This is a genomic window from Faecalicatena orotica (assembly GCF_003149245.1).
Classification (GTDB): Bacteria; Bacillota; Clostridia; order Lachnospirales; family Lachnospiraceae; genus Faecalicatena_A; species Faecalicatena_A orotica.
Genome location: NZ_QGDL01000001.1, coordinates 102615 through 123482 on the forward strand (window position 1 = coordinate 102615; position 20868 = coordinate 123482).

The window sequence follows — 20868 nt, forward strand, 5'->3', positions numbered from 1 at the left end:
ACTATGAAAGCTCCTTAATATGCGAGATATCACTGTCTATGACAAGCGAATAATTTGTATAGTATACAACGAAACCGGGTTTCGCCCCTTTTGGTTTTTTAACATGTTTCTTTTCTATATAATCTATTTCTACCTTGTCACTTCCGCGTGATTTTGAATAATAAGCGGCCAGACGTCCGGCTTCTTCGAATGTCTTGTCGGGAAGTTCTTCTCCCTCTGATTTGACAATGACATGTGACCCGGGAGCCCCCTTAGCATGGAACCACCAGTCATTGCCCACGGCAAAGCTGAATGTGAGTTCATCGTTCTGAAGGTTATTTTTGCCTACATAAATATGAAACCCATCGCTGGATATATAATGAAGCGGTTTATTTTTTATTTTTACCTTTTTCTTTGTAAACTTCCGGCGCATATAGCCTGCGCTAATCAGTTCTTCCTTGATTTCGGCCAGATCGTCTTCCGTCAGTGCGATGTCCAGGGCCGTGCTTATTGATTCGAGGTAAGTTATGTCATCACCAGTTTCCTGAATCAGTTTGGATAAAGCCTCCCATGTTCTCTTTTGCTTGTTGTATTTATCAAAATAACGCTGTGCATTTTCCTGAGGTGTTTTCGTGCCATCCAAAGGAATCGTGACCATCTCATTGGTATAATAGTTGAGTGCTTCCAGTTTTTTAGCGCCTGCATCAAGGTTATAGCCGTAGGTGTTGATCAGTTCGCCGTAAACCTTGTATTTATCGCGGTTCTCCGTATCCTTAAGCTGCTTAAGCTGCAGATCATACTTTTTCCGGTTCCTTTCCAGTGCAGTCTGTACGATATGGCGCAGGTCAGCTGACTTCTGACGGATGCGCGTGATCGTATTTTTAGAAGCATAATATGTTTCCAGTACTTCTGAAATACTGGAAAATTCCCGCTGCGCGTAGCCGCCAAAATGGGTCAGCGTAAGTGCGGAGAACTCTTTTGGCTCCTTTCCATCGTAATAAATGGCAGGAGAGAATTGGTTCTCCTTCACTGCCAGAAAAAATATGTTAAACTGGTTATACACATGTTTCAGGATGTCTTCTGACAGTTCCTTTGGAGTGACAGAAGAATCTACACCAGAAAGCGAACATACTTCTTCAGCCACTACAGGGCTTACACCGGTGAAGCTGGTATATATGGCCTTGGAAAGCGGCATTGGCTTTTCCGTAAGAAGACGGATAAAATCAGGCTCCTCTACACTCAGGGGATCAGACTTTTCCATTGTGTCAGGAATAAAGTACTCCCTGCCCGGAAGAACCTCGCGCACAGAACTCATCTGGGCAGATACATGCTTGATACTGTCGATCACCATGCCGTCCTCTGTGCAGAAAATGATGTTGCTGTGTTTTCCCATAATCTCCACGACCAGGTCTTTCCGGCACAAATCGCCGAGTTCATCAAGATGTTCGATCGTAAAATGGATGATACGCTCCAGCTTCGGCTGGTAAATGTCTACAATCCGGCCATTACTGATATGTTTTCTCAAAAGCATACAGAAATTAGGGGCCGTCATCGGGCTTGGTTTGTTTGAATCTGTTAAATATATCAGCGGGAGAGAGGCGCTTGCAGAAATACAGAGCCGTTTCTGCCCGGAAGAAGACTTCAGTGTCAGAAGCAGTTCATCTGTCTCAGGCTGTGCGATTTTAGCGATTCTGCTATTTAATAATTGTTCTTTTAGTTCGTGGACCAGACAGGCCACGCATGTTCCGTCAAATGCCATGATTTTTCCTTTCTTTATGCGGCAGGATGGTTACCACGTTTTTAAATAATAGTAGCCTTATTCCGCCCAAATGTCAAGAATTGCAGGTGAAAGGTTGACCGGGAAGGGGCATAGGGAGTATAATGTTTCATAATGCGTAAGAAACAAAATATGGAAAATAAAGGATGAACGACCATGATAAAAAGCATGACAGGTTTCGGCAGGTGTGAGGTTTTAAAGGAATCCAGAAAGTTTACGGTGGAGCTGAAAAGTGTGAACCACAGATATCTGGATGTGAATATCCGCATGCCAAAGAAGCTTAACTTTTTTGAAACATCAATCCGTACGCTGCTGAAACAGTACGCGAACAGAGGGAAAGTGGATATTTTTATTACTTATGAGGATACGTCTGAAAGCCAGGTATCTCTCAAATACAATGCTTCACTGGCGGCAGAATACATGAAGTATTTTAAACAGATGGAAGAAGAGTTTGGTCTGGAGAACGATATACGTGTCTCTGCCTTGTCCCGTTATCCCGAGGTTATCACGATGGAAGAACAGTGTGAGGATGAGGAAGAACTCTGGAATGGGCTGAAAGAGGCTTTGGAAGGTGCATTTGCACAGTTTGTGGAGACAAGGAAGACGGAGGGGCAGAACCTGAAGCAGGACATTCTTGAGAAGCTGACAGGGATGGAGAAGCTGGTTGCTTTTATCGAAGAACGTTCCCCTGAGATCATAGCCCAGTACCGCGCCAGGCTGGAAGAAAAAGTGGGAGAGCTGCTTAAGGATACCCAGATGGAGGAAAGCCGCATTGCTGCGGAAGTCATCCTGTTTGCAGATAAGATCTGCACAGATGAGGAAGTGGTCCGTTTAAAGAGCCATATCAGTCATATGAGGGACACGCTGGAAGAAAAGGAAGGGATCGGAAGAAAGCTGGATTTCATTGCCCAGGAGATGAACCGTGAGGCGAATACGATCCTGTCCAAGGCAAACGATCTGGAGGTTTCCAACTGTGCCATCAGCCTGAAGACAGAGATAGAAAAAGTCAGGGAGCAGATACAGAACATAGAATAAGTAACATAAAATATAGAACAGGTAAAGGATGTCTGAGATGAATAGAAGAGGAATTCTGATCGTCGTGTCCGGATTTTCCGGTTCCGGCAAGGGAACTTTAATGAAGGAACTGTTGGGCCGCTATAAGGAGACATATGCGCTTTCTATCTCCGCAACAACACGTTCTCCAAGGGAAGGAGAAGTGGACGGAAGGGAATATTTTTTCAAAACCCGGGAAGAATTTGAAAAAATGATTGCGAAAGATGAACTGATAGAGTATGCTAGGTATGTGGAAAATTATTACGGAACCCCGCGTGAATATGTGGAGAAGCAGTTAGAAGCAGGTAAGGACGTCATTCTGGAGATTGAGATACAGGGCGCCCTGAAGGTAAAGGAGGCATTTCCGGACACACTGCTTTTGTTTGTCACACCTCCGTCGGCAGAAGAGCTTAAGAAGCGTCTTGTCGGAAGGGGCACGGAGACAATGGAGGTCATTGAATCCCGGATGAAGCGCGCAGTAGAAGAAGCCGAAGGCATGGACAGATACGATTATCTGATAATCAATGATGAACTGGAGGTCTGCACGGAGCAGATGCATACTATTATCCAGAGTGAACATCACAGAAGTTTTCGTAATACAGGATTTATGAAAGAAATTAAAGCTGATTTGGACAGAAGTTTGAAAGGAGAATCATAAGATATGTTACATCCATCTTACACAGACTTAATGCAGGTCGTTAACAAAGACGTAGAGGAAGGCGAGACAAAGATCGTCAACAGCCGCTACTCTATTGTACTGGCAACATCAAAAAGGGCAAGACAGCTGATCGACGGTGAACTGCCTCTTGTAAATGCAAAGAATGGCGAGAAGCCGCTTTCAACTGCTATTGAAGAACTGAATGAAGGCAAGCTGAAGATTATCGCTGAGAATGCAGAAGAAGAATAGTAAAGAAAAGGAGGCAGATGCGCTTAGAGTATCTGCCTTTTAAAAATCTGGGAGGTTTTATGAAGATACTTTTTATTTCTCTGGGATGCGACAAGAACCTGGTGGATACCGAGGTTATGCTGGGGCTTCTGGCATCAAGAGGATATCAGATGACAGATGATGAGACAGAAGCAGATATCATTGTTATCAATACATGCTGTTTCATCCATGATGCCAAGGAGGAGAGTATTCAGAATATTCTTGATATGGCAGAATATAAGAAAGAAGGAAACTTAAAGGCTCTGATTGTGACCGGGTGTCTGGCAGAACGCTATCGTCAGGAGATACTGGATGAGATTCCTGAAGTGGATGCCGTGCTGGGGACGACAGCCTATGACAAGATTCTGGATGCTGTAGATGAGGCTTTAGCTGGGCATCATGTAGTAACGATGGAAGATATCAACGCTCTTCCAGACGTGACGCAAAACCGTCTGGTAACGACAGGGGGACATTATGCATACCTGAAGATTGCAGAGGGATGTGATAAACACTGTACCTACTGCATCATCCCGAAGATCCGGGGGAACTTCCGGAGTGTACCGATGGAGCGCCTGATCAAGGAGGCGGAATATCTTGCCGGGCAGGGGGTAAAGGAACTGATCCTCGTAGCGCAGGAGACCACGCTTTATGGAAAGGACCTTTATGGAGAGAAGAGGCTGCACCTGCTTTTGAAAGAGCTGTGCAGAATTAGTGGAATTCAGTGGATCAGGATTCTGTACTGTTATCCGGAAGAGATTACGGATGAACTGATTCAGGTAATGAAGGAAGAAAAGAAGATCTGCCATTATCTGGATCTGCCAATCCAGCATGCCAGTGACGATATCCTGAAGCGCATGGGAAGAAGGACGTCAAAGCAGGAACTTAAGGATATTATCGGCAGACTGAGACGGGAGATCCCGGACATCTGCCTGCGTACAACGCTGATCACCGGCTTTCCGGGAGAGACGCAGGAGCAGCATGACGAATTGCTTGATTTTGTAGATGAGATGGAATTTGACCGTCTGGGCGTGTTCACTTACTCACCGGAGGAGGATACCCCGGCAGCTTCGATGCCGGACCAGATTGACGAGGAAGTGAAGCAGGAACGTCAGGCAGACCTGATGGAGCTTCAGCAGGAGATCGCGTTTGATAATGCCCAAAACATGGTCGGCAGGGAAGTACTGGTTATGATAGAAGGAAAAGTGGCAGACGAGAATGCCTACGTCGGCAGGACTTACCGGGATGCCCCGAATGTAGACGGACTAATCTTTGTAAATACAGACGAAGTACTTGTGTCCGGGGATTTTGCAAAAGTCAAAGTAACCGGGGCAGTAGACTATGATCTGATAGGAGGACTTGTGTAATGAATTTACCAAATAAGCTTACAATATTAAGAGTCATTATGGTGCCGTTTTTTGTATTGTTCATGCTTACTGATATCGGGGGCAGTGCAAATAAATGGATTGCACTTGTGCTCTTTGTGATTGCCAGTCTGACAGACCTTTTGGACGGGAAGATTGCAAGAAAGTACAATCTTGTGACAAATTTCGGGAAGTTTATGGACCCTCTTGCTGACAAGCTTTTAGTCTGCTCTGCAATGATCTGCCTGATTGAGATGAATAAGCTCTCAGCATGGATTGTAATCGTGATCATCAGCAGGGAGTTTATTATCAGCGGATTCAGACTTGTAGCGTCTGATAACGGGGTTGTAATCGCAGCCAGCTACTGGGGGAAGTTCAAGACTGTTTTCCAGATGGCAATGATTATCGTGCTGATCGCAGATCTGGGAGGTATGTTTGCTGTAATCGGAGATATCCTTGTATGGATTGCACTTGCACTTACTGTGATTTCCCTGATAGACTATGTGGTAAAGAACAAACAGGTTCTGACACAGGGAGGGATGTAAAAGATGTATCCGGAGTGGGTATTGAATAAAAAAGAAGCGGATGAGGCGAGCCTTGAGGAACGCCTTGTTGCAATGCTGGCCGGCAGGGGACTTACCATTACTACAGCAGAATCCTGTACCGGCGGCCTGATCGCCGGGACACTGGTGAACGTGTCCGGTGCCTCTGACGTGCTGAATGAAGGATATGTGACCTATTCCAATGAGGCAAAGGAGCGGCTTGTCGGGGTAAAACACGAGACGCTTGAGACATACGGGGCTGTCAGTGAACAGACTGCGGCAGAGATGGCCAGGGGAGCTGCGAAGGCAGCACATGCGGATGTGGCTTTAAGTGCTACCGGAATTGCCGGACCGGGCGGCGGGACTGAGGAAAAGCCGGTCGGGCTGGTGTATATCGGATGTTATGCCCTGGGAAAGACAAAAGTGTTAAAATGCCAGTTTACGGGAACCAGAATGGAGAACCGGATGCAGACGGTGGAAGATGCCCTGACTCTGGCGGTTGAACAGCTAGAAGGCTGCTGACAGCAGATAGAATATTATAGAAAGAAAAAAGACTTCTGAGTTACCATTAACCGGGCTTGCCAGCCTGGCTTCTGTAAACAGGAGTCTTTTATTGTACCAGTTTTCTGATTTCACATAAATTCCATATAACTTTTAAGGTTCGTCTAAAGTAACGTATTTATACTGTCATGGAAATATAAAATAAGCAAGGAGAATTGGCAGTTAAGTATGAGGACAGGTAAATATGGAAGAAGAGTCGGCTGAGGCAGTGATACAGTCTATTTCCGGGGAAGTTTATCAGTACTTAAATGGTGGAGAGTAGCTGGAAACTAAAATTGTCTTATAAATATGACACATGTCAGGCGAAACTTGTATAATCTTACAATTGACGAAAGTCGAAAATTGTGCGAAAATATCTCATATACGGCGTTAAATAAATATCAAGCGCCTATAGGAAGAAAATCATACATATTTGAAAGGAGTTTTAACATGATTTATTCACATGAAGTAGAAATGATGTGTCCGGTAGCTCAGGGTGCAAATCACGGACCAGCTCCAATTCCGGAAGAAGCAAAATGGGTACAGGCTAAAGAGGTTAAAGATATTTCTGGATTAACACATGGTGTAGGCTGGTGTGCTCCTCAGCAGGGTACATGCAAGCTGACACTGAATGTTAAAGAAGGTATCATTCAGGAAGCACTGGTTGAGACAATCGGATGTTCAGGAATGACACATTCAGCAGCTATGGCATCAGAGATCCTTCCGGGAAAGACTATTCTGGAGGCACTGAACACAGACCTTGTCTGTGATGCTATCAATACAGCAATGAGAGAACTCTTCTTACAGATTGTATACGGAAGAACACAGAGTGCATTCTCTGAAGACGGACTTCCTATCGGCGCAGGTCTGGAAGATTTAGGAAAGGGACTTCGTTCACAGGTTGGTACAATGTACGGAACACTGGCAAAAGGTCCTCGTTACCTGGAGATGGCAGAAGGATATGTAACAGGAATCGCTCTGGATGAGAACGATGAGATCATCGGATACCAGTTCGTAAGCCTCGGCAAATTAACAGACTTTATCAAAGCAGGCGATACACCGAATGATGCATGGGAAAAAGCAAAAGGCCAGTACGGACGTGTTGCTGATGCAGCTAAGATTATCGACCCACGTAAAGAATAACAGGTAACGTTAAAATAAATCAGGAGGACAATTAAATGGCTTTATTTGAATCATATGAAAGAAGAATTGATAAAATCAATGAAGTATTAAACAGCTATGGCATTGCTTCTATCGAAGAGGCAGAGAAGATCACAAAGGATGCCGGACTTGATGTTTACAATCAGGTAAAGAGCATCCAGCCAATCTGTTTTGAAAATGCCTGCTGGGCATACATTGTAGGTGCGGCAATCGCAATCAAAAAAGACTGCAGGACAGCAGCGGAAGCAGCAGCAGCAATCGGAGAAGGACTTCAGTCTTTCTGTATTCCGGGTTCTGTAGCTGACCAGCGTAAAGTAGGTCTTGGACATGGTAACTTAGGAAAAATGCTTCTGGAAGAAGACACAGACTGCTTCGCATTCCTGGCAGGACATGAATCTTTTGCAGCAGCAGAAGGTGCCATTGGTATCGCTGAGAAAGCAAACAAAGTCCGTAAAAAACCTCTGCGTGTAATCCTGAACGGTCTTGGAAAAGATGCAGCAAAGATTATCTCCAGAATTAACGGATTTACATATGTACAGACAGAGTATGACTACTATACAGGAGAACTGAAAGAAGTTCAGAGAACTGCTTATTCAGAAGGCCTCCGTGCAAAAGTTAACTGCTACGGTGCAAATGATGTACGTGAAGGTGTTGCAATCATGCACAGTGAAGGCGTAGACGTATCTATTACAGGAAACTCTACAAACCCGACACGTTTCCAGCACCCGGTTGCAGGTACATACAAGAAAGAATGTATCGAGCAGGGTAAAAAGTACTTCTCAGTAGCATCAGGCGGTGGTACAGGACGTACACTTCACCCGGATAACATGGCTGCAGGACCGGCTTCTTATGGTATGACAGATACTCTGGGACGTATGCATTCAGATGCACAGTTCGCAGGATCTTCATCTGTACCGGCTCACGTAGAGATGATGGGACTGATCGGCGCAGGCAACAACCCGATGGTTGGTATGACTGTTGCTGTTGCAGTAGGCATTGAGGAAGCAGCAAAGGCTGGAAAGTTCTAGGAAGATAATTTAAATATTTTTTGAGAACCGCGCTAACTGTTTATGGTTGGTGCGGTTTTTGAGAATATGAGTTGTTACTGGTTTTTAGGAGGTACTAAAATGACAGTTGAAAGAATAGAAAATATGTGCGGCGGAGAGGGCCATGTAATCATCAAAAGAATATTGGGTGAAAAAGAATTAAACGGAAAATGCGGCCTGTATGCCGAAGTTACGCTGGAACCGGGATGTACGCTGGGCTATCATGAGCACCACGCAGAGAGTGAGACATACTATATACTCTCGGGTGAAGGTGTATATAACGACAATGGAAACGAAAGAAGTGTGAAGTCGGGAGATGTTACCTTTACCCCGGATAACTGCGGACACGGGCTGGTTAATACAGGGCTGGAGAATCTGGTATTTATGGCACTGATTATTAAGGATAATTAAATCAATATAAAAAGAGCGGGTGCTGCGAAATAGACGAGTAATTCATCTATGGAGCAGCGCCCGTTTTTTAACTCATATGTCTTCGTACCAGACAGGAAACAGCACCCGCCAGGCATAATCCAAGTAATACGTTATGAAGTGAACCGAATACATCAAGGGCACCTTTTATTCCATTCAAGATCTCATAAGAACCCAGAGTATCCGGCAGGAAGGAACAGAGCAGGAAGGAAAGATAAGAGGCTATATAGATAAAAATGAAGGAAAACAGGCCTCTTCCGGTATCTTCCCGGTAGACTTTCCGCCCCTCGCGTATTCTCATTTTTGTTAATGACCAGAAAAAGGAGATCAGCTCGAACAGCAGGAAAACGGCTGCTACCGCCGCATATGCGGCCAGTGCAAAGTTCTTTTCCGTTAAGATATTCTGCGGGTCCCCGTAAGGTGCGGCCCCCCTCCAGAAATTATAGGCAAGGACGCCAAACGTACCTGCCATGATCAGAACGGAAATAATTCTGACAACAGAGCGGGCTACGCGATAGATTGCTTTTGTACCGTATTTAGCTGTCTTTTTGACAGGCGAGAGCAGCCGGCCGGAAGATTTGCGCCTTGCACGTTTTCTTCTGGGGGAATCGTGGTCGTACTGATAATCATTACTGTCGTAATCGTCATCATCATACAGGTTGTCTTCATAGTCATCACCATACAGGTCGTCTTCATAGTCATCATCGTAATCGCTGTCATATTCATCCGTGTCAACGGCCACTGTTTTATTGACTGTATCACCAGACACAGGTTTCGTATCAAAGCTATATGAAAAGGGAATTTCTTCTTCGTAGGTTACTTCAAAATCATCATCAAAAATAGTAGCACCGTTTTTGGTAGTACTCATCAAACTCCTCCTCGAATTGAATCTAACAAAATATATCTATCCACTTTAGGTATGGTATAACTTTTTCTTAATATACTCAAGGGCAAACACAAAAAATTCATAAAGTCCTAAGATTTCTTTTATATTTTTATGAAAAGTGTTAGAATAAAAAAGTGTTGCGATCATGAGAAAAAAGAAGCAGGAGTGATAGATATGATTACGGATATGACAGAAGGAAAGCCTTTTGGGATACTTTGGAGATTCACGGTACCTATGCTGATCAGTGTAATGTTCCAGCAGCTTTATAATATAGTAGACAGTGTTGTAGCGGGGAAGTTTGTCGGAGTGAACGCCCTGGCGGCAGTGGGTGCATCTTATCCCATTACGATGATCTTTATGGCGGTGGCTACGGGGCTGAATATTGGATGCTCGGTTGTGATTTCGCTCTATTTCGGTGCAAAAGAGTATGAACAGATGAAGAGTGCCGTGAGCACCTCCCTTCTGACGGTTCTGGGGATCAGCGTTTTCCTTACCATCCTGGGCCTTATTCTGGGCAGGCCGCTGATGACTCTTTTAAAGACGCCGGAAGATATTTTCGGGGATTCGGCACTTTACCTTAACATATACATATGCGGACTGATTTTTCTTTTTATGTATAATATCTGTACGGGTGTCTTTACCGCGCTGGGAGATTCAAAGACTCCTCTGTATTTCCTGATTGCATCCTCGATTGGGAATATCATTCTGGACCTTGTTTTTGTCATCTGTTTCCATATGGGTGTGGGCGGCGTGGCGTGGGCCACATTTCTGGCACAGGGCGTTTCTTCCATACTTGCGTTCTTCACCCTGCAGAAGCGGTTGAAAAGTGTCGGGAGCAGAGAGTACAGAAGGTTTTCCTCTACTATGCTCAAAAAGATCATGGAAGTAGCGGTTCCGAGCATCCTGCAGCAGAGCTTTATCTCGGTCGGGAACCTGTTTGTCCAAGGACTGATTAACAGTTACGGTTCCGCGGTTGTGGCGGGGTATTCAGCGGGAATGAAGATCAATACATTTGCAATCACCTCGTTTACCACGCTGGGAAATGGTGTTTCCAGCTTTACGGCCCAGAATATGGGGGCGCGAAAGCCAGACCGGATTTCGAAAGGCTTCCGCGCGGGTACAGTCATGGTTCTGAGTGTTGCAGTACCGGTATTCCTTCTCTTTTTCTTCGCCGGACAGCCAATCGTGCAGCTGTTTATGAGCGAAGGGGGAGAGCGGGCCGCCGAAGTCGGCGTGGAGTTCCTGCGGATTACATCCCCGTTCTATGCAGTAATCTCGTTAAAACTCATTGCGGACGGCATCCTGAGGGGAGCCGGGGCAATGAAAGCGTTTATGATTGCTACGTTCTCTGACCTGATCCTAAGAGTGATTCTGGCATTTGTGTTGTCAGGAGTCTGGGGAGAGACAGGGATCTGGCTGTCGTGGCCGGTCGGCTGGGTGATAGGGACATCACTTTCCGTCGGATTTTATATATCGGGTATCTGGAAAAAGCAGAACCTGATTGCTTAGAATGTATTTAAATAAGGCTTATTCTGACGTGAGGATATCCTGTAGCCAGTCGATGCCAAGAAGGGCAAGTATGATGCAGAGCCCGAGCACAATACTGAGTATAATCTGGGAAATGGAGGGTACCCATATTGCCTTTGCCCCGAACATGGTAAAGATCACAAAATAGTAAATGATAATGGACAGTACCATATAGATACCAAAAATTTTCAGCATAACTTTTGCTTTTGCCATATAAAGATCCCGTTTCAGGATGGGGAGTGTATCGTATTTCCGGAGCAGAAAGGATAACTGATCCCGCTCACGGATCCAGAACAGGCGGAAGTTCAAATAGACTGTCTCTATGGCGAGTCCGGCCCAGAAGGCAGGATGCCAGAAGGAAACGGGTTCCACCGCTGCCGTAAGACCGTCCGCATTCAGGCCGTACGTCTGGATGGATGCCTGGGTTTGAGCCTGAATGAAGTAAACATACAGTATGATAACCATGATAATATAATAATAACTGGCATGCAGCCTCTTTTTTTCTATCTGATATAGTGTCATAATGTATCCTCCTCACAGGAATCAGGACAAAAGGTCTTTAATATGAAATCTTTTAAACGGATCGGCATCGGGATTCTTTTCCCGGGCAGAGCGGCGGTACTGGTCTTCCAGTGATTCTTTTGTATCGTTCCTGATGAGCCTTCCATTTTTTAAAACAAGGACATAGTCAGCAAGTTTGTCTAAATCCTCGGTTATATGGGTGGATAGAAGAATCCCAATATCTTTTTCGAGAACATCCTTAAGGATTGCGAGAAAATCCCTCCGGAAAACAGGATCGAAACCTGCCATCGGTTCATCCAGGAAAAGGAATCGAGGCTGGTGTGCAAGTGCGAAGCAAAACTGCATTTTCATGGCTTCCCCTTTGGAAAGCTGATAAACCTTGCGGGAAGGCGCAAGCTCCATCTTATCCAGCCAGAAGTAGTAGTCTTCAAGTGACCATTCCGGAAAATAAATTCCCAGATTCTGCCCGTTCTCCAGTATAGACTGTTCCTGAAAAAATGATAAATTCTCTGAAATATATCCAATCTTTTCTTTATATGCGGCAGGATTCTGTGACAAGGAGATACCGTCTATGACTGCCTCGCCCTGCATCCTGCGTGCTGTCCCGGATATGCAGCGGAATAAGGTTGTTTTCCCGGAACCGTTTGGGCCGATCAGTGCGGCAAGGTAACCGCTTTCGAGCATAAAGGAGATATCCTGTAATGTAAAGTTTTTATAGCTCTTTGTAATATTTCTGCATTCGAATTTTGACATCTTATTCGTCACTTCCTTCCCAGAGAATCTGCACCATATCCTGAAACTGGCTGAGTGTTAATTCCAGACGCCGGCCTTCCTGTATTAATTGGCTGATCTGCCCCTCCAGCCGCTTCAGCTGTTCTTCCCGGAGTGCCTCCCGGTCAGGTTCTTTGATATAGAAGCCTTTCTGGGGAAGTGAGTAGATCAGCCCGCCCGCCTCCAGTTCCTCATAGGCGCGTTTAGTTGTGATGACACTGATGCTTAAGTCTTTTGCCAGTGAGCGGATGGAAGGAAGCATATCTCCTGGTTTGAGCTCTCCTTTTAGGATGGCATTTTTAACAGCCTGTATAATTTGTTCATAAATAGGGAGACTTGAGTCTTCCCTGATGAATATATTCAATCGTTTCACTCCTTTTTATCCGGAATAGGGTAATATATTTTTTCATAGGAAAGCATGTAGGACAAAACAGGAGTAATGCAATACTTTGCCAGCAGGATATTGACGGCAAAGGCAATGCACCAGATAAGGAATATCCACCATGTCCATGTGATCCGGGCTGCGGCAAGGGAATAGAAAATAATAATCTCTAAGAGCAGCAGTGCAAACCAGTAGACGCCGGCAATGACCTCGCTGCTCTTTTCACTGACTATATCAGGCTCTGCAATAAGTGCTTCTTTTCTGTTGCCCGGATCTGTGCGGAGGTTCAGGTCAATCAGCAGGAAAAACCAGAGACTGAGCTGTACGAGAATTTCCGTCCAGTTTTGGGAGACAAAGAACTGTCCTATTACGACGTAACGGAGGAGTATATATGTAAATACAATACTCAGAATTACTTTTATCATTAGATGCAGTCTTAAGTACTTCATTTTTTCTTTTTCCCCTGCCGCACAGACATACAGCGGTCTGGAAAGACGGATTGGCATTTTTTCAAGCAAAACCCACAGAAGTATGATTGCAGCTGCAGAGGCGGCAGATAAAAGGATGATTCCGCTGCTGTCAGAACTGAAAAAGTGATCCAGCGCAGCCTGCGGATAAGTGCCGTCCGGGCGCACCATATCCCCTAAGTACTGAAGAAGGGTGATGTGCACAATCATGCTCATACCGATACAATAAATGATGAAGTAAATCAGGATACTTAAAAAATTCTTTTTGATATCCAGCCATAAATCATTCAGAATAATACGGATCATTTTATGAACCCTCCTTTGCTGAGATAATACATCAGGTCTTCCAGTGACGGTCTGGTTACGGCCAGTCCTTTTAACTGTCCATCCTTTGGAAATTCAATCAGGAGAGAACTTTTATAAGGTTCATAGAGCCGGCAGATGACATTGGGCCCGAAGGTATGTTCAATCTGCTCACGCGTTCCGGAGGCAATGTAAAAACGGTCCCCCAGTTCTTCCTTATCCAGCTCCAGGCATATGCTGCCTTCGTCTAAAAGAATGATATAATCCCCAATCTGGTCAAGGTCATTCGTCAGGTGTGTGGAGAAGAGGATGCTACGCTTTCCGCTTTCCACAATATCCTGCATGTAGCCCAGAAGCTCTCTGCGAAAGAGCGGGTCCAGCCCGGCGGCCGGTTCATCCATCAGAAAGAGCTTTGCATCGTGTGATAAGGCAAAGGCAAGCTGGAAGCGGTTTTTTTGTCCCTTAGACAGTTTTCCGGCCTTCTGCTTCGGAAGCAGCCCGAAGCGTTCACAGAACTGGAGGTAAAGGGAATGATCGTACCGGGAATAAAGCGAACCAAAGAGCCTGCCGTTGGCTTCTATACTGAGATTGTCTTCAAACAGTGATTCATCCAGCACAAATCCGATTTCATTCTTTGCCTCTTTTTCTTCTGTTTCCATATTATACCCATTGACATAAATATCACCGCTGTCCTTCTGATACAGCCGGAGGATCGTCTTAATCAGTGATGTCTTGCCGGCCCCGTTCCTGCCAATCAGTCCCATGATATATCCCGGTTCCAGTGACAGATTAATATCGAGAAGTTGCAGACTGCCGATGGACTTGTTCAATTTGCGGATTTCCAGCAGATTATCCATAAAATCCCTCCTGACGTGTACTGTGTATAGGCGCCTATGACTGTATATAATCTGTATATGTCTATATATACAGATTAAGCCCGGAAGATATATTTGTCAATAGGGGAATAGAAAATAAAAGAATTTGGTAATAATAACCTGTGTACAGAGAATGACATACACATTTGAAAAGGAGATTATGAGATGAATATTCAGAAATGCGGAATTATCGGATGCGGCGGTGTAGGTGCCACAACCGCCTATACACTGGTCGAGAGCGGTCTTTTTAATGAAATGGTTCTGATTGATATTGACAAACGAAAGGCGGAGGGGGAAGCGCTGGATATCGGGCACGGAATTCCTTTTACCGTACCTTCGGACATCTACGCAGGGGATTACTCAGATTTGAAGGATGCCTATCTGGTCGTTGTCACGGCAGGGGCGAACCAGATGCCGGGAGAGACAAGGCTCGATATTTCGGCAAAGAATGCGAAAGTATTCCGCCAGATCATTCCGGAGATAGTAAAATACAATTCTGAATGTATTCTTTTAATTGTTACAAATCCGGTGGATGTCCTTACAAGCCTTGCACTGAAACTTTCGGGATTTCCGGCAGGACGTGTGATTGGGAGTGGGACGGTACTGGATACGGCGAGGCTGAAATATCTTCTGGGAAAGAAGTTTAATCTGGATTACCGGAATATACATGCATGGATGATCGGTGAGCACGGCGACAGCGAGCTGGCTGCATGGAGCAGTGCGACTGTGGCAGGACTCCCTGTGGATGAATACTGCCGCCAGCACGGGAGAACAAGGGACAGTCTCCAGTTGAATGAGATTTATGAGGAAGTCAGAGACAGTGCATATGAGATTATAGATCGAAAAGGTTCCACATTCTATGCGGTTGCGATGGCTGTAAAACGAATCGCACAGGCACTTGTCAGGGATGAGCATTCCATTTTGACTGTATCAAGCCTTGCCCAGGGACATTATGGAATCAACCATGTCTGCATTGGCCTGCCGACCGTGCTCGGCGTTAACGGGGCAGAAGACATCATAGAAATCCCCCTGAATGCACAGGAGAAGGAGAAACTGAAAGAGTCTGCGGCAGCCCTGAGTAAGATTTATCATGAGGTGCAGGACATTTAAAGTATAGTCTGGAAGAGGAATCCTATTTTATTAAAAAAGAATGAAAATTGTAAAATAGTGTCGACTTCTCAAATTTATCTGGTAAAATAAATATGCTAATACGATGATATAAGCTTTAGAGAAATGTGAATGACATAGAACGGGAATTGTTATGGGAAAGGAGCTCTATGCAGGAAGATTTTTATTCAGAGGCAGAGGACCCTGCTTTATATAAAAGTGAAATGAAGAGAAGGCACTGGATGGCAAGGAGAAGAAGGCAGCGGCGTATCAGGATCCTTGTATTTACAGGCAGTATTGTCCTTATGGGTACGGTTCTGTTCGCACAGAAATATACCGCATCTGAACATCAGGTGGTACGTGCGGAGAAAAAGCAGAAAGTGGTAGAGACATCAGCCGATATTGATAATTCACAGAAGAAAGTATCTGCAAATGATAAGGAAGGTGTGAATTCAGATACTGCGGAATATGAGATAGATGCATCTGCATGGAATCTGATCCTTGTAAATAGCAGCCATCTTGTTCCGGATGGGTATTCCGTGGAGCTGACAGAATTAACAGATGGTGAAGCCGTGGATTCGAGGATTTATGATGACCTGAAGGCAATGCTGGATGCAGCCGAAGGCGAAGGGCTGTCCCCGGTTATATGTTCCTCATACAGGTCACTGGAAAAGCAGACCACATTATTTGAGGAGCAGGTCAGCATGAACATGTCAAATGGCGCTTCCAGAGAAGAGGCAGAGAAACAGGCGGCGGTATGGGTGGCCCCTCCCGGTACGAGTGAACACCAGCTGGGACTGGCCCTTGACATTGTGTCGAGTTCCTACCAAGGGCTCGACGAGGCACAGGAAGAGACTGCTGAACAGAAGTGGCTGATGAAGCATTGCGCGGAGTACGGCTTTATACTGCGTTATCCCACTGATAAAAGTGATATCACGGGGATTGGCTACGAACCGTGGCATTACAGATATGTCGGGAAAAAGGCGGCCAAAGAAATCATGAAGCAGGGAATCTGCCTTGAAGAATATCTGGGTGCAGCGAAATCAAATTGATGAAGTAGAATTAAGCTCCGGCAAGTTGACGTTTTTAGGAAAATCCCTTATGATAGAAAGGTCGAAAAGGGAGGAATATTCTTATGAATGTTTTAAATATAGAGCATATCAGTAAAATTTACGGAGAAAAAGTCATCTTTGATGATGTTTCCTGCGGAATCCATGAGGGAGATAAGATCGGGATCATCGGAATTAACGGGACCGGCAAGACCACCTTACTGAGAATCATAGCCGGGCTGGAAGAACCAGATGACGGGCAGGTGGTCAGGCAGAATGGGATGAAAGCCGGTTATCTGCCGCAGAACCAGAAATTCCCGGAGGAGGCATCTGTTTTATCTTATGTGCTTGCAGGACAGAAGCAGGATGTTTGGAATGTAGAGAGTGATGCGAAAAGTATATTGAACCATCTGGGACTTACTGACCATGAGGCAGTCATGGGGCATTTATCCGGCGGCCAGAAGAAGAGGGCGGCGCTCGCAAAGGTTCTGGTAGAACCTGCGGACGTCCTGATTCTGGACGAGCCGACCAATCATCTGGACGAAGACATGATAAACTGGCTGGAGGACTATCTGAAGAGGTACAGGGGCGTCGTCCTGATGGTGACCCATGACAGATATTTTCTGGATAAAGTGACGAATAAGATTCTGGAGATCAGCTATGGGAAGCTCTATGCCTATGAAGCAAACTATTCAAGGTTCCTTGAGATGAAGGCACAGCGGGAAGAGATGGAGCAGGCGAGCGAAAGAAAGCGCCAGAGCGTCCTGAGGATGGAGCTCGAGTGGGCAGCCAGAGGCTGCCGGGCGAGGAGCACTAAGCAGCGGGCCAGACTGGAACGACTGGAAGCACTGAAAAACGGTAATGCCCCGGTCCAGCCCCAGCTGGTAGAGATGGATTCCGTCGAAACACGCATGGGCAAAAAGACGATAGAGCTTCACCATGTGAGTAAGAGTTATGGAAGCAGAATCATGGTAAAAGATTTTGACTATATCGTTTTGAGGAACCAGCGCCTTGGTATCGTAGGCCCCAACGGCTGCGGAAAGTCAACCCTGATTAAGATGATTGCCGGAATACTCCAGCCGGATTCCGGAAGTATAGAAATCGGTGAGACGGTAAAGATCGGTTATTTCGCCCAGGAAGTACCGGATATGAATACAAGCCAGAGAGTCATTGATTATGTACGCGATATTGCGGAATATATTCCGACCAGACAGGGCAGGATTACTGCTTCGCAAATGCTGGAACGGTTTTTGTTTACCCCTGATATGCAGTATTCCCCTATTGAAAAGCTTTCGGGAGGGGAGAAGAAGCGGCTGTATCTGCTCGGAATCCTTCAGGCAGGGCCGAACTGCCTGCTGATAGATGAGTGCAATGATCTTGATATTCCTACGCTGACGATTTTCGAAGATTATTTGAACAGCTTTCCGGGAATCGTAATCACAGTTTCACATGACAGGTATTTCCTTGATAATGTTGTGGACAGGGTTTTTGCGTTTGAGGGGGATGGCCGGCTTGTGCAGTACGAAGGCGGCTACACGGATTACATAGAGGCAAGGCAGCGAAATGCTGCATCCGGTGCGGCAACGGCCGGGCCAGTGGATGCTCCTGAAGAAAAGAAGAGCAGCAGGGACTGGAAGCAGAACAGCCCGGTAAAGCTGAAGTTCTCATATAAAGAGCAGAAAGAATATGAAACAATCGATGAGACGATTGCCGCACTTGAAGAGAAAATAGAATCTCTGGAGGACGAAGTTCTTAAAAATGCCACAAATTCAGCAAAATTAAATGAGCTGCTTGAGAAAAAAGAACTGGCAGAAAAGGAACTGGAAGAGAAAATGGAACGCTGGGTCTATCTGAATGATCTTGCGGAAAAAATTGAGGCACAGAAAACAGGCGGAAATTAGAATAAAAAACAGGCGGAGTGAACCGCCTGTTTTTTGTTTATCAAGTGGCCTAAGCGGCACTTATATGATATAATAATTTAGTACATTGACCCCAGGAATATTAAGATGTATAATAGTCATGTGATTTTAAAAACGAAAATGAAGTAAAAAAATCGAAAGATGTGACTATATTAAATTCGTATGTGATTATACGGGGTCGTAATCAAATCGGAAAGAGGTGTTTGGATATGAAAAAACCAGTATTAGTGATTATGGCTGCGGGAATGGGCAGCCGTTATGGCGGCTTGAAGCAGATTGATCCTGTAGATGAAGAAGGGCATATCATCATGGATTTTTCCATTTATGATGCCAGACGGGCAGGGTTTGAGAAGGTTGTTTTTATTATTAAGGAAGAGTTTGACGAAGAATTCCGCTCCAGCATAGGAGATAGAATCAGCGAATTCATGGAAGTGGATTATGTATATCAAAAGCTTGAAGATCTGCCAGAAGGATTTTCTGTTCCGGAAGGCCGTGTGAAGCCATTTGGTACAGGTCATGCCATCTTAAGCTGCCGGAATGTTGTGGACGGACCTTTTGCGGTTATCAATGCGGACGACTACTATGGAGTGCATGCATTAAAGGAAATATACAATTATCTTTCACAGAATGAAGATGATGACAAATACAGGTATGCTATGGTCGGATATCACCTGATTAAGACGATGACAGAGAACGGTTCTGTGTCACGCGGTGTCTGTGAGACTGATGAAGCGGGGTATCTGACAGGAATTACAGAACGTACGCAGATAGAAAAGACAAAGGATGGCGCGGCATTTACAGAAGACGGCGGTAAGAGCTGGACGAAGATTGACCCGGAATGTATTGTATCTTTGAACATGTTTGGCTTTACTGCAAGCATGATCAAGGAGCTCCAGATGCGTTTTCCAAAGTTCCTTGAAAAGAATCTGAAGGAGAATCCGCTGAAATGCGAATATTTCCTCCCGACGGTTGTAGGCGAACTCATTGAAGAAGGAAAGGCAACCGTGAAAGTACTGGAGTCAAAAGACAGATGGTACGGTATTACCTATAAGGAAGATAAGCAGAGCGTTGTGGATGCTGTTGCCGGGATGAAAGAAAACGGTACATATCCGATGCATCTCTGGAAATAAGGAATCAGCAGGATAGAGGCGCAGCAGGCGCCGGTAACAGGACATCAGTAGAGAAAGGAAGTAAATCATGGCAATTTTAGTAGCAGGCGGAGCAGGATATATAGGGAGTCATACATGTGTGGAACTGTTGGAGAGAGGATATGAGGTTGTCGTAGTGGACAATCTGTATAATTCAAGCGAGACGGCACTGGAAAGAGTCCAGAATATCACAGGCAGGACTCTCAAGTTCTATAAAGGGGACATTCTGAACAGGGAAGATCTGGACCCGGTTTTTGAAAAGGAAGATATTGAAGCTGTCATCAACTTTGCGGGACTGAAGGCGGTCGGGGAATCCGTGGAGAAGCCCTGGGAGTACTATCACAATAACATTACCGGGACGTTAATCCTATGCGATGTGATGAGGAAGCATGGCTGTAAGAACATTATTTTCAGTTCATCCGCGACAGTTTATGGGGATCCTGCAGAGATTCCAATTACTGAAAACTGCCCGAAGGGAGAGATCACAAACCCATATGGACGGACGAAGGGGATGCTGGAGCAGATTCTGACAGATCTGCATACCGGAGATCCTGAGTGGAATGTGATGCTCCTTCGTTATTTTAACCCGATTGGGGCACATAAATCGGGGCTGATTGGAGAAGATCCGAAAGGAATCCCGAATAACCTTGTACCTTATATCGCACAGGTTGCAGTCGGGAAATTGAACTGTCTGGGGGTATTCGGGGATGATTATGACACACCGGACGGCACAGGGGTGCGTGACTATATCCATGTAGTTGATCTGGCTGTCGGACATGTCAAGGCAATTGAAAAGCTAAAGACCAGCAAAGGCGTCCACATTTATAACCTTGGAACAGGAGTTGGATACAGTGTGCTGGATGTGGTAAAGGCCTACGAGAAGGCATGTGGCAGGGAAATACCATATCAGATCAAGCCGCGCCGTGCGGGAGACATTGCCACCTGCTACTGTGATGCCTCAAAAGCAAAAGAAGAACTCGGCTGGACGGCCGAAAGAGGAATCGAGGAAATGTGTGAGGATTCCTGGAGATGGCAGTCCATGAACCCGGACGGTTACAGAACTGCCGGCCAGACAGAAAAGTAAATAGGAGAAAGCAAA

The 20868-nt window shown here is 45.4% G+C and carries 22 protein-coding genes; 15 read left to right on the top strand and 7 right to left on the bottom strand.

Annotated features, from left to right (window positions below; translation table 11 throughout):
* Position 1 precedes the first annotated feature (1 nt).
* Positions 2-1738 (bottom strand): Rqc2 family fibronectin-binding protein, encoded by a 1737-nt coding sequence (locus A8806_RS00485; RefSeq protein WP_109729208.1) that lies wholly within the window; start codon positions 1736-1738, stop codon positions 2-4.
* 174 nt (positions 1739-1912) lie between these two features.
* On the opposite strand from A8806_RS00485, the gene A8806_RS00490 reads away from it, so the two are divergent.
* The 9 genes from A8806_RS00490 to A8806_RS00530 all read left to right on the top strand — a co-directional run bounded on the left by A8806_RS00490 (position 1913) and on the right by A8806_RS00530 (position 8795).
* Complete coding sequence (locus tag A8806_RS00490) at positions 1913-2791, top strand: YicC/YloC family endoribonuclease (protein WP_109729209.1); 879 nt, start codon at positions 1913-1915, stop codon at positions 2789-2791.
* A 37-nt stretch (positions 2792-2828) separates the two neighbouring features.
* Complete coding sequence (gene gmk / locus A8806_RS00495) at positions 2829-3467, top strand: guanylate kinase (protein WP_109729210.1); 639 nt, start codon at positions 2829-2831, stop codon at positions 3465-3467.
* A 3-nt stretch (positions 3468-3470) separates the two neighbouring features.
* Entirely contained in the window at positions 3471-3716 is a 246-nt protein-coding gene (gene rpoZ / locus A8806_RS00500) for a DNA-directed RNA polymerase subunit omega (protein WP_109729211.1), read from the top strand.
* 59 nt (positions 3717-3775) lie between these two features.
* Positions 3776-5098 carry a 30S ribosomal protein S12 methylthiotransferase RimO gene (gene rimO / locus A8806_RS00505; RefSeq protein WP_109729814.1) on the top strand — a complete coding sequence of 441 codons (1323 nt, stop codon included), beginning with the start codon at positions 3776-3778 and terminating at the stop codon, positions 5096-5098.
* Positions 5098-5640 carry a CDP-diacylglycerol--glycerol-3-phosphate 3-phosphatidyltransferase gene (gene pgsA / locus A8806_RS00510; protein WP_109729212.1) on the top strand — a complete coding sequence of 181 codons (543 nt, stop codon included), beginning with the start codon at positions 5098-5100 and terminating at the stop codon, positions 5638-5640. The genes rimO and pgsA overlap by 1 nt, the downstream gene beginning before the upstream one ends.
* A 3-nt stretch (positions 5641-5643) precedes the next feature.
* Positions 5644-6159 carry a CinA family protein gene (locus A8806_RS00515; protein WP_109729213.1) on the top strand — a complete coding sequence of 172 codons (516 nt, stop codon included), beginning with the start codon at positions 5644-5646 and terminating at the stop codon, positions 6157-6159.
* Positions 6160-6627: 468 nt separating this feature from the next.
* Positions 6628-7320 (top strand): iron-sulfur cluster assembly scaffold protein, encoded by a 693-nt coding sequence (locus A8806_RS00520; protein WP_109729214.1) that lies wholly within the window; start codon positions 6628-6630, stop codon positions 7318-7320.
* Positions 7321-7355: 35 nt separating this feature from the next.
* Positions 7356-8366: a GGGtGRT protein gene (locus A8806_RS00525; protein ID WP_109729215.1), complete on the top strand. Its 1011-nt coding sequence runs from the start codon at positions 7356-7358 to the stop codon at positions 8364-8366.
* Between the two features lie 99 nt (positions 8367-8465).
* Positions 8466-8795 carry a cupin domain-containing protein gene (locus A8806_RS00530; protein WP_109729216.1) on the top strand — a complete coding sequence of 110 codons (330 nt, stop codon included), beginning with the start codon at positions 8466-8468 and terminating at the stop codon, positions 8793-8795.
* Between the two features lie 67 nt (positions 8796-8862).
* Here A8806_RS00530 and A8806_RS00535 read toward each other — a convergent pair whose 3' ends face one another.
* A complete protein-coding gene (locus A8806_RS00535; RefSeq protein ID WP_109729217.1) occupies positions 8863-9681 on the bottom strand; it encodes an ATP-dependent RNA helicase in 819 nt (272 codons plus the stop codon).
* A 192-nt stretch (positions 9682-9873) separates the two neighbouring features.
* On the opposite strand from A8806_RS00535, the gene A8806_RS00540 reads away from it, so the two are divergent.
* Positions 9874-11208, top strand: a complete 1335-nt coding sequence (locus tag A8806_RS00540) for an MATE family efflux transporter (protein WP_109729218.1) — start codon at positions 9874-9876, stop codon at positions 11206-11208.
* 18 nt (positions 11209-11226) lie between these two features.
* Here A8806_RS00540 and A8806_RS00545 read toward each other — a convergent pair whose 3' ends face one another.
* From A8806_RS00545 to A8806_RS00565, 5 genes are read right to left on the bottom strand one after another with little or no spacing between them, the layout of a single operon-like run.
* Positions 11227-11748, bottom strand: a complete 522-nt coding sequence (locus tag A8806_RS00545; RefSeq protein WP_109729219.1) for a hypothetical protein — start codon at positions 11746-11748, stop codon at positions 11227-11229.
* A gap of 21 nt (positions 11749-11769) precedes the next feature.
* Positions 11770-12501: an ABC transporter ATP-binding protein gene (locus A8806_RS00550; RefSeq protein WP_242995911.1), complete on the bottom strand. Its 732-nt coding sequence runs from the start codon at positions 12499-12501 to the stop codon at positions 11770-11772.
* Position 12502: 1 nt separating this feature from the next.
* Positions 12503-12883, bottom strand: coding sequence for a GntR family transcriptional regulator (locus A8806_RS00555; protein ID WP_109729221.1), 381 nt, complete (start codon positions 12881-12883; stop codon positions 12503-12505).
* Positions 12884-12888: 5 nt separating this feature from the next.
* The gene (locus tag A8806_RS00560) at positions 12889-13674 is read right to left on the bottom strand and encodes a hypothetical protein (protein WP_109729222.1); all 786 of its coding nucleotides are present in this window, start codon (positions 13672-13674) and stop codon (positions 12889-12891) included.
* Complete coding sequence (locus A8806_RS00565) at positions 13671-14528, bottom strand: ABC transporter ATP-binding protein (protein WP_109729223.1); 858 nt, start codon at positions 14526-14528, stop codon at positions 13671-13673. Before A8806_RS00565 ends, A8806_RS00560 begins: the two co-directional genes overlap by 4 nt.
* Before the next feature lie 183 nt (positions 14529-14711).
* On the opposite strand from A8806_RS00565, the gene A8806_RS00570 reads away from it, so the two are divergent.
* From A8806_RS00570 to galE, 5 genes are all read left to right on the top strand, one after another.
* Positions 14712-15656, top strand: a complete 945-nt coding sequence (locus tag A8806_RS00570; RefSeq protein WP_109729224.1) for an L-lactate dehydrogenase — start codon at positions 14712-14714, stop codon at positions 15654-15656.
* Between the two features lie 239 nt (positions 15657-15895).
* The gene (locus tag A8806_RS00575; protein WP_109729815.1) at positions 15896-16705 is read left to right on the top strand and encodes a M15 family metallopeptidase; all 810 of its coding nucleotides are present in this window, start codon (positions 15896-15898) and stop codon (positions 16703-16705) included.
* Positions 16706-16788: 83 nt separating this feature from the next.
* Positions 16789-18603, top strand: a complete 1815-nt coding sequence (locus A8806_RS00580; protein WP_109729225.1) for an ABC-F family ATP-binding cassette domain-containing protein — start codon at positions 16789-16791, stop codon at positions 18601-18603.
* A 227-nt stretch (positions 18604-18830) separates the two neighbouring features.
* Positions 18831-19751 carry a sugar phosphate nucleotidyltransferase gene (locus A8806_RS00585; protein WP_109729226.1) on the top strand — a complete coding sequence of 307 codons (921 nt, stop codon included), beginning with the start codon at positions 18831-18833 and terminating at the stop codon, positions 19749-19751.
* Between the two features lie 67 nt (positions 19752-19818).
* Positions 19819-20853, top strand: coding sequence for a UDP-glucose 4-epimerase GalE (galE, locus tag A8806_RS00590; protein WP_109729227.1), 1035 nt, complete (start codon positions 19819-19821; stop codon positions 20851-20853).
* Positions 20854-20868: the final 15 nt, after the last annotated feature.

Bases quoted from the DNA above. Each gene is read 5' to 3' on its own strand.
- A8806_RS00485 (WP_109729208.1), bottom strand. From the start codon at position 1,738: ATGGCATTTGACGGAACATGCGTGGCCTGTCTGGTCCACGAACTAAAA.
- A8806_RS00490 (WP_109729209.1), top strand. From the start codon at position 1,913: ATGATAAAAAGCATGACAGGTTTCGGCAGGTGTGAGGTTTTAAAGGAA.
- gmk (WP_109729210.1), top strand. From the start codon at position 2,829: ATGAATAGAAGAGGAATTCTGATCGTCGTGTCCGGATTTTCCGGTTCC.
- rpoZ (WP_109729211.1), top strand. From the start codon at position 3,471: ATGTTACATCCATCTTACACAGACTTAATGCAGGTCGTTAACAAAGAC.
- rimO (WP_109729814.1), top strand. From the start codon at position 3,776: ATGAAGATACTTTTTATTTCTCTGGGATGCGACAAGAACCTGGTGGAT.
- pgsA (WP_109729212.1), top strand. From the start codon at position 5,098: ATGAATTTACCAAATAAGCTTACAATATTAAGAGTCATTATGGTGCCG.
- A8806_RS00515 (WP_109729213.1), top strand. From the start codon at position 5,644: ATGTATCCGGAGTGGGTATTGAATAAAAAAGAAGCGGATGAGGCGAGC.
- A8806_RS00520 (WP_109729214.1), top strand. From the start codon at position 6,628: ATGATTTATTCACATGAAGTAGAAATGATGTGTCCGGTAGCTCAGGGT.
- A8806_RS00525 (WP_109729215.1), top strand. From the start codon at position 7,356: ATGGCTTTATTTGAATCATATGAAAGAAGAATTGATAAAATCAATGAA.
- A8806_RS00530 (WP_109729216.1), top strand. From the start codon at position 8,466: ATGACAGTTGAAAGAATAGAAAATATGTGCGGCGGAGAGGGCCATGTA.
- A8806_RS00535 (WP_109729217.1), bottom strand. From the start codon at position 9,681: ATGAGTACTACCAAAAACGGTGCTACTATTTTTGATGATGATTTTGAA.
- A8806_RS00540 (WP_109729218.1), top strand. From the start codon at position 9,874: ATGATTACGGATATGACAGAAGGAAAGCCTTTTGGGATACTTTGGAGA.
- A8806_RS00545 (WP_109729219.1), bottom strand. From the start codon at position 11,748: ATGACACTATATCAGATAGAAAAAAAGAGGCTGCATGCCAGTTATTAT.
- A8806_RS00550 (WP_242995911.1), bottom strand. From the start codon at position 12,501: ATGTCAAAATTCGAATGCAGAAATATTACAAAGAGCTATAAAAACTTT.
- A8806_RS00560 (WP_109729222.1), bottom strand. From the start codon at position 13,674: ATGATCCGTATTATTCTGAATGATTTATGGCTGGATATCAAAAAGAAT.
- A8806_RS00565 (WP_109729223.1), bottom strand. From the start codon at position 14,528: ATGGATAATCTGCTGGAAATCCGCAAATTGAACAAGTCCATCGGCAGT.
- A8806_RS00570 (WP_109729224.1), top strand. From the start codon at position 14,712: ATGAATATTCAGAAATGCGGAATTATCGGATGCGGCGGTGTAGGTGCC.
- A8806_RS00575 (WP_109729815.1), top strand. From the start codon at position 15,896: ATGGCAAGGAGAAGAAGGCAGCGGCGTATCAGGATCCTTGTATTTACA.
- A8806_RS00580 (WP_109729225.1), top strand. From the start codon at position 16,789: ATGAATGTTTTAAATATAGAGCATATCAGTAAAATTTACGGAGAAAAA.
- A8806_RS00585 (WP_109729226.1), top strand. From the start codon at position 18,831: ATGAAAAAACCAGTATTAGTGATTATGGCTGCGGGAATGGGCAGCCGT.
- galE (WP_109729227.1), top strand. From the start codon at position 19,819: ATGGCAATTTTAGTAGCAGGCGGAGCAGGATATATAGGGAGTCATACA.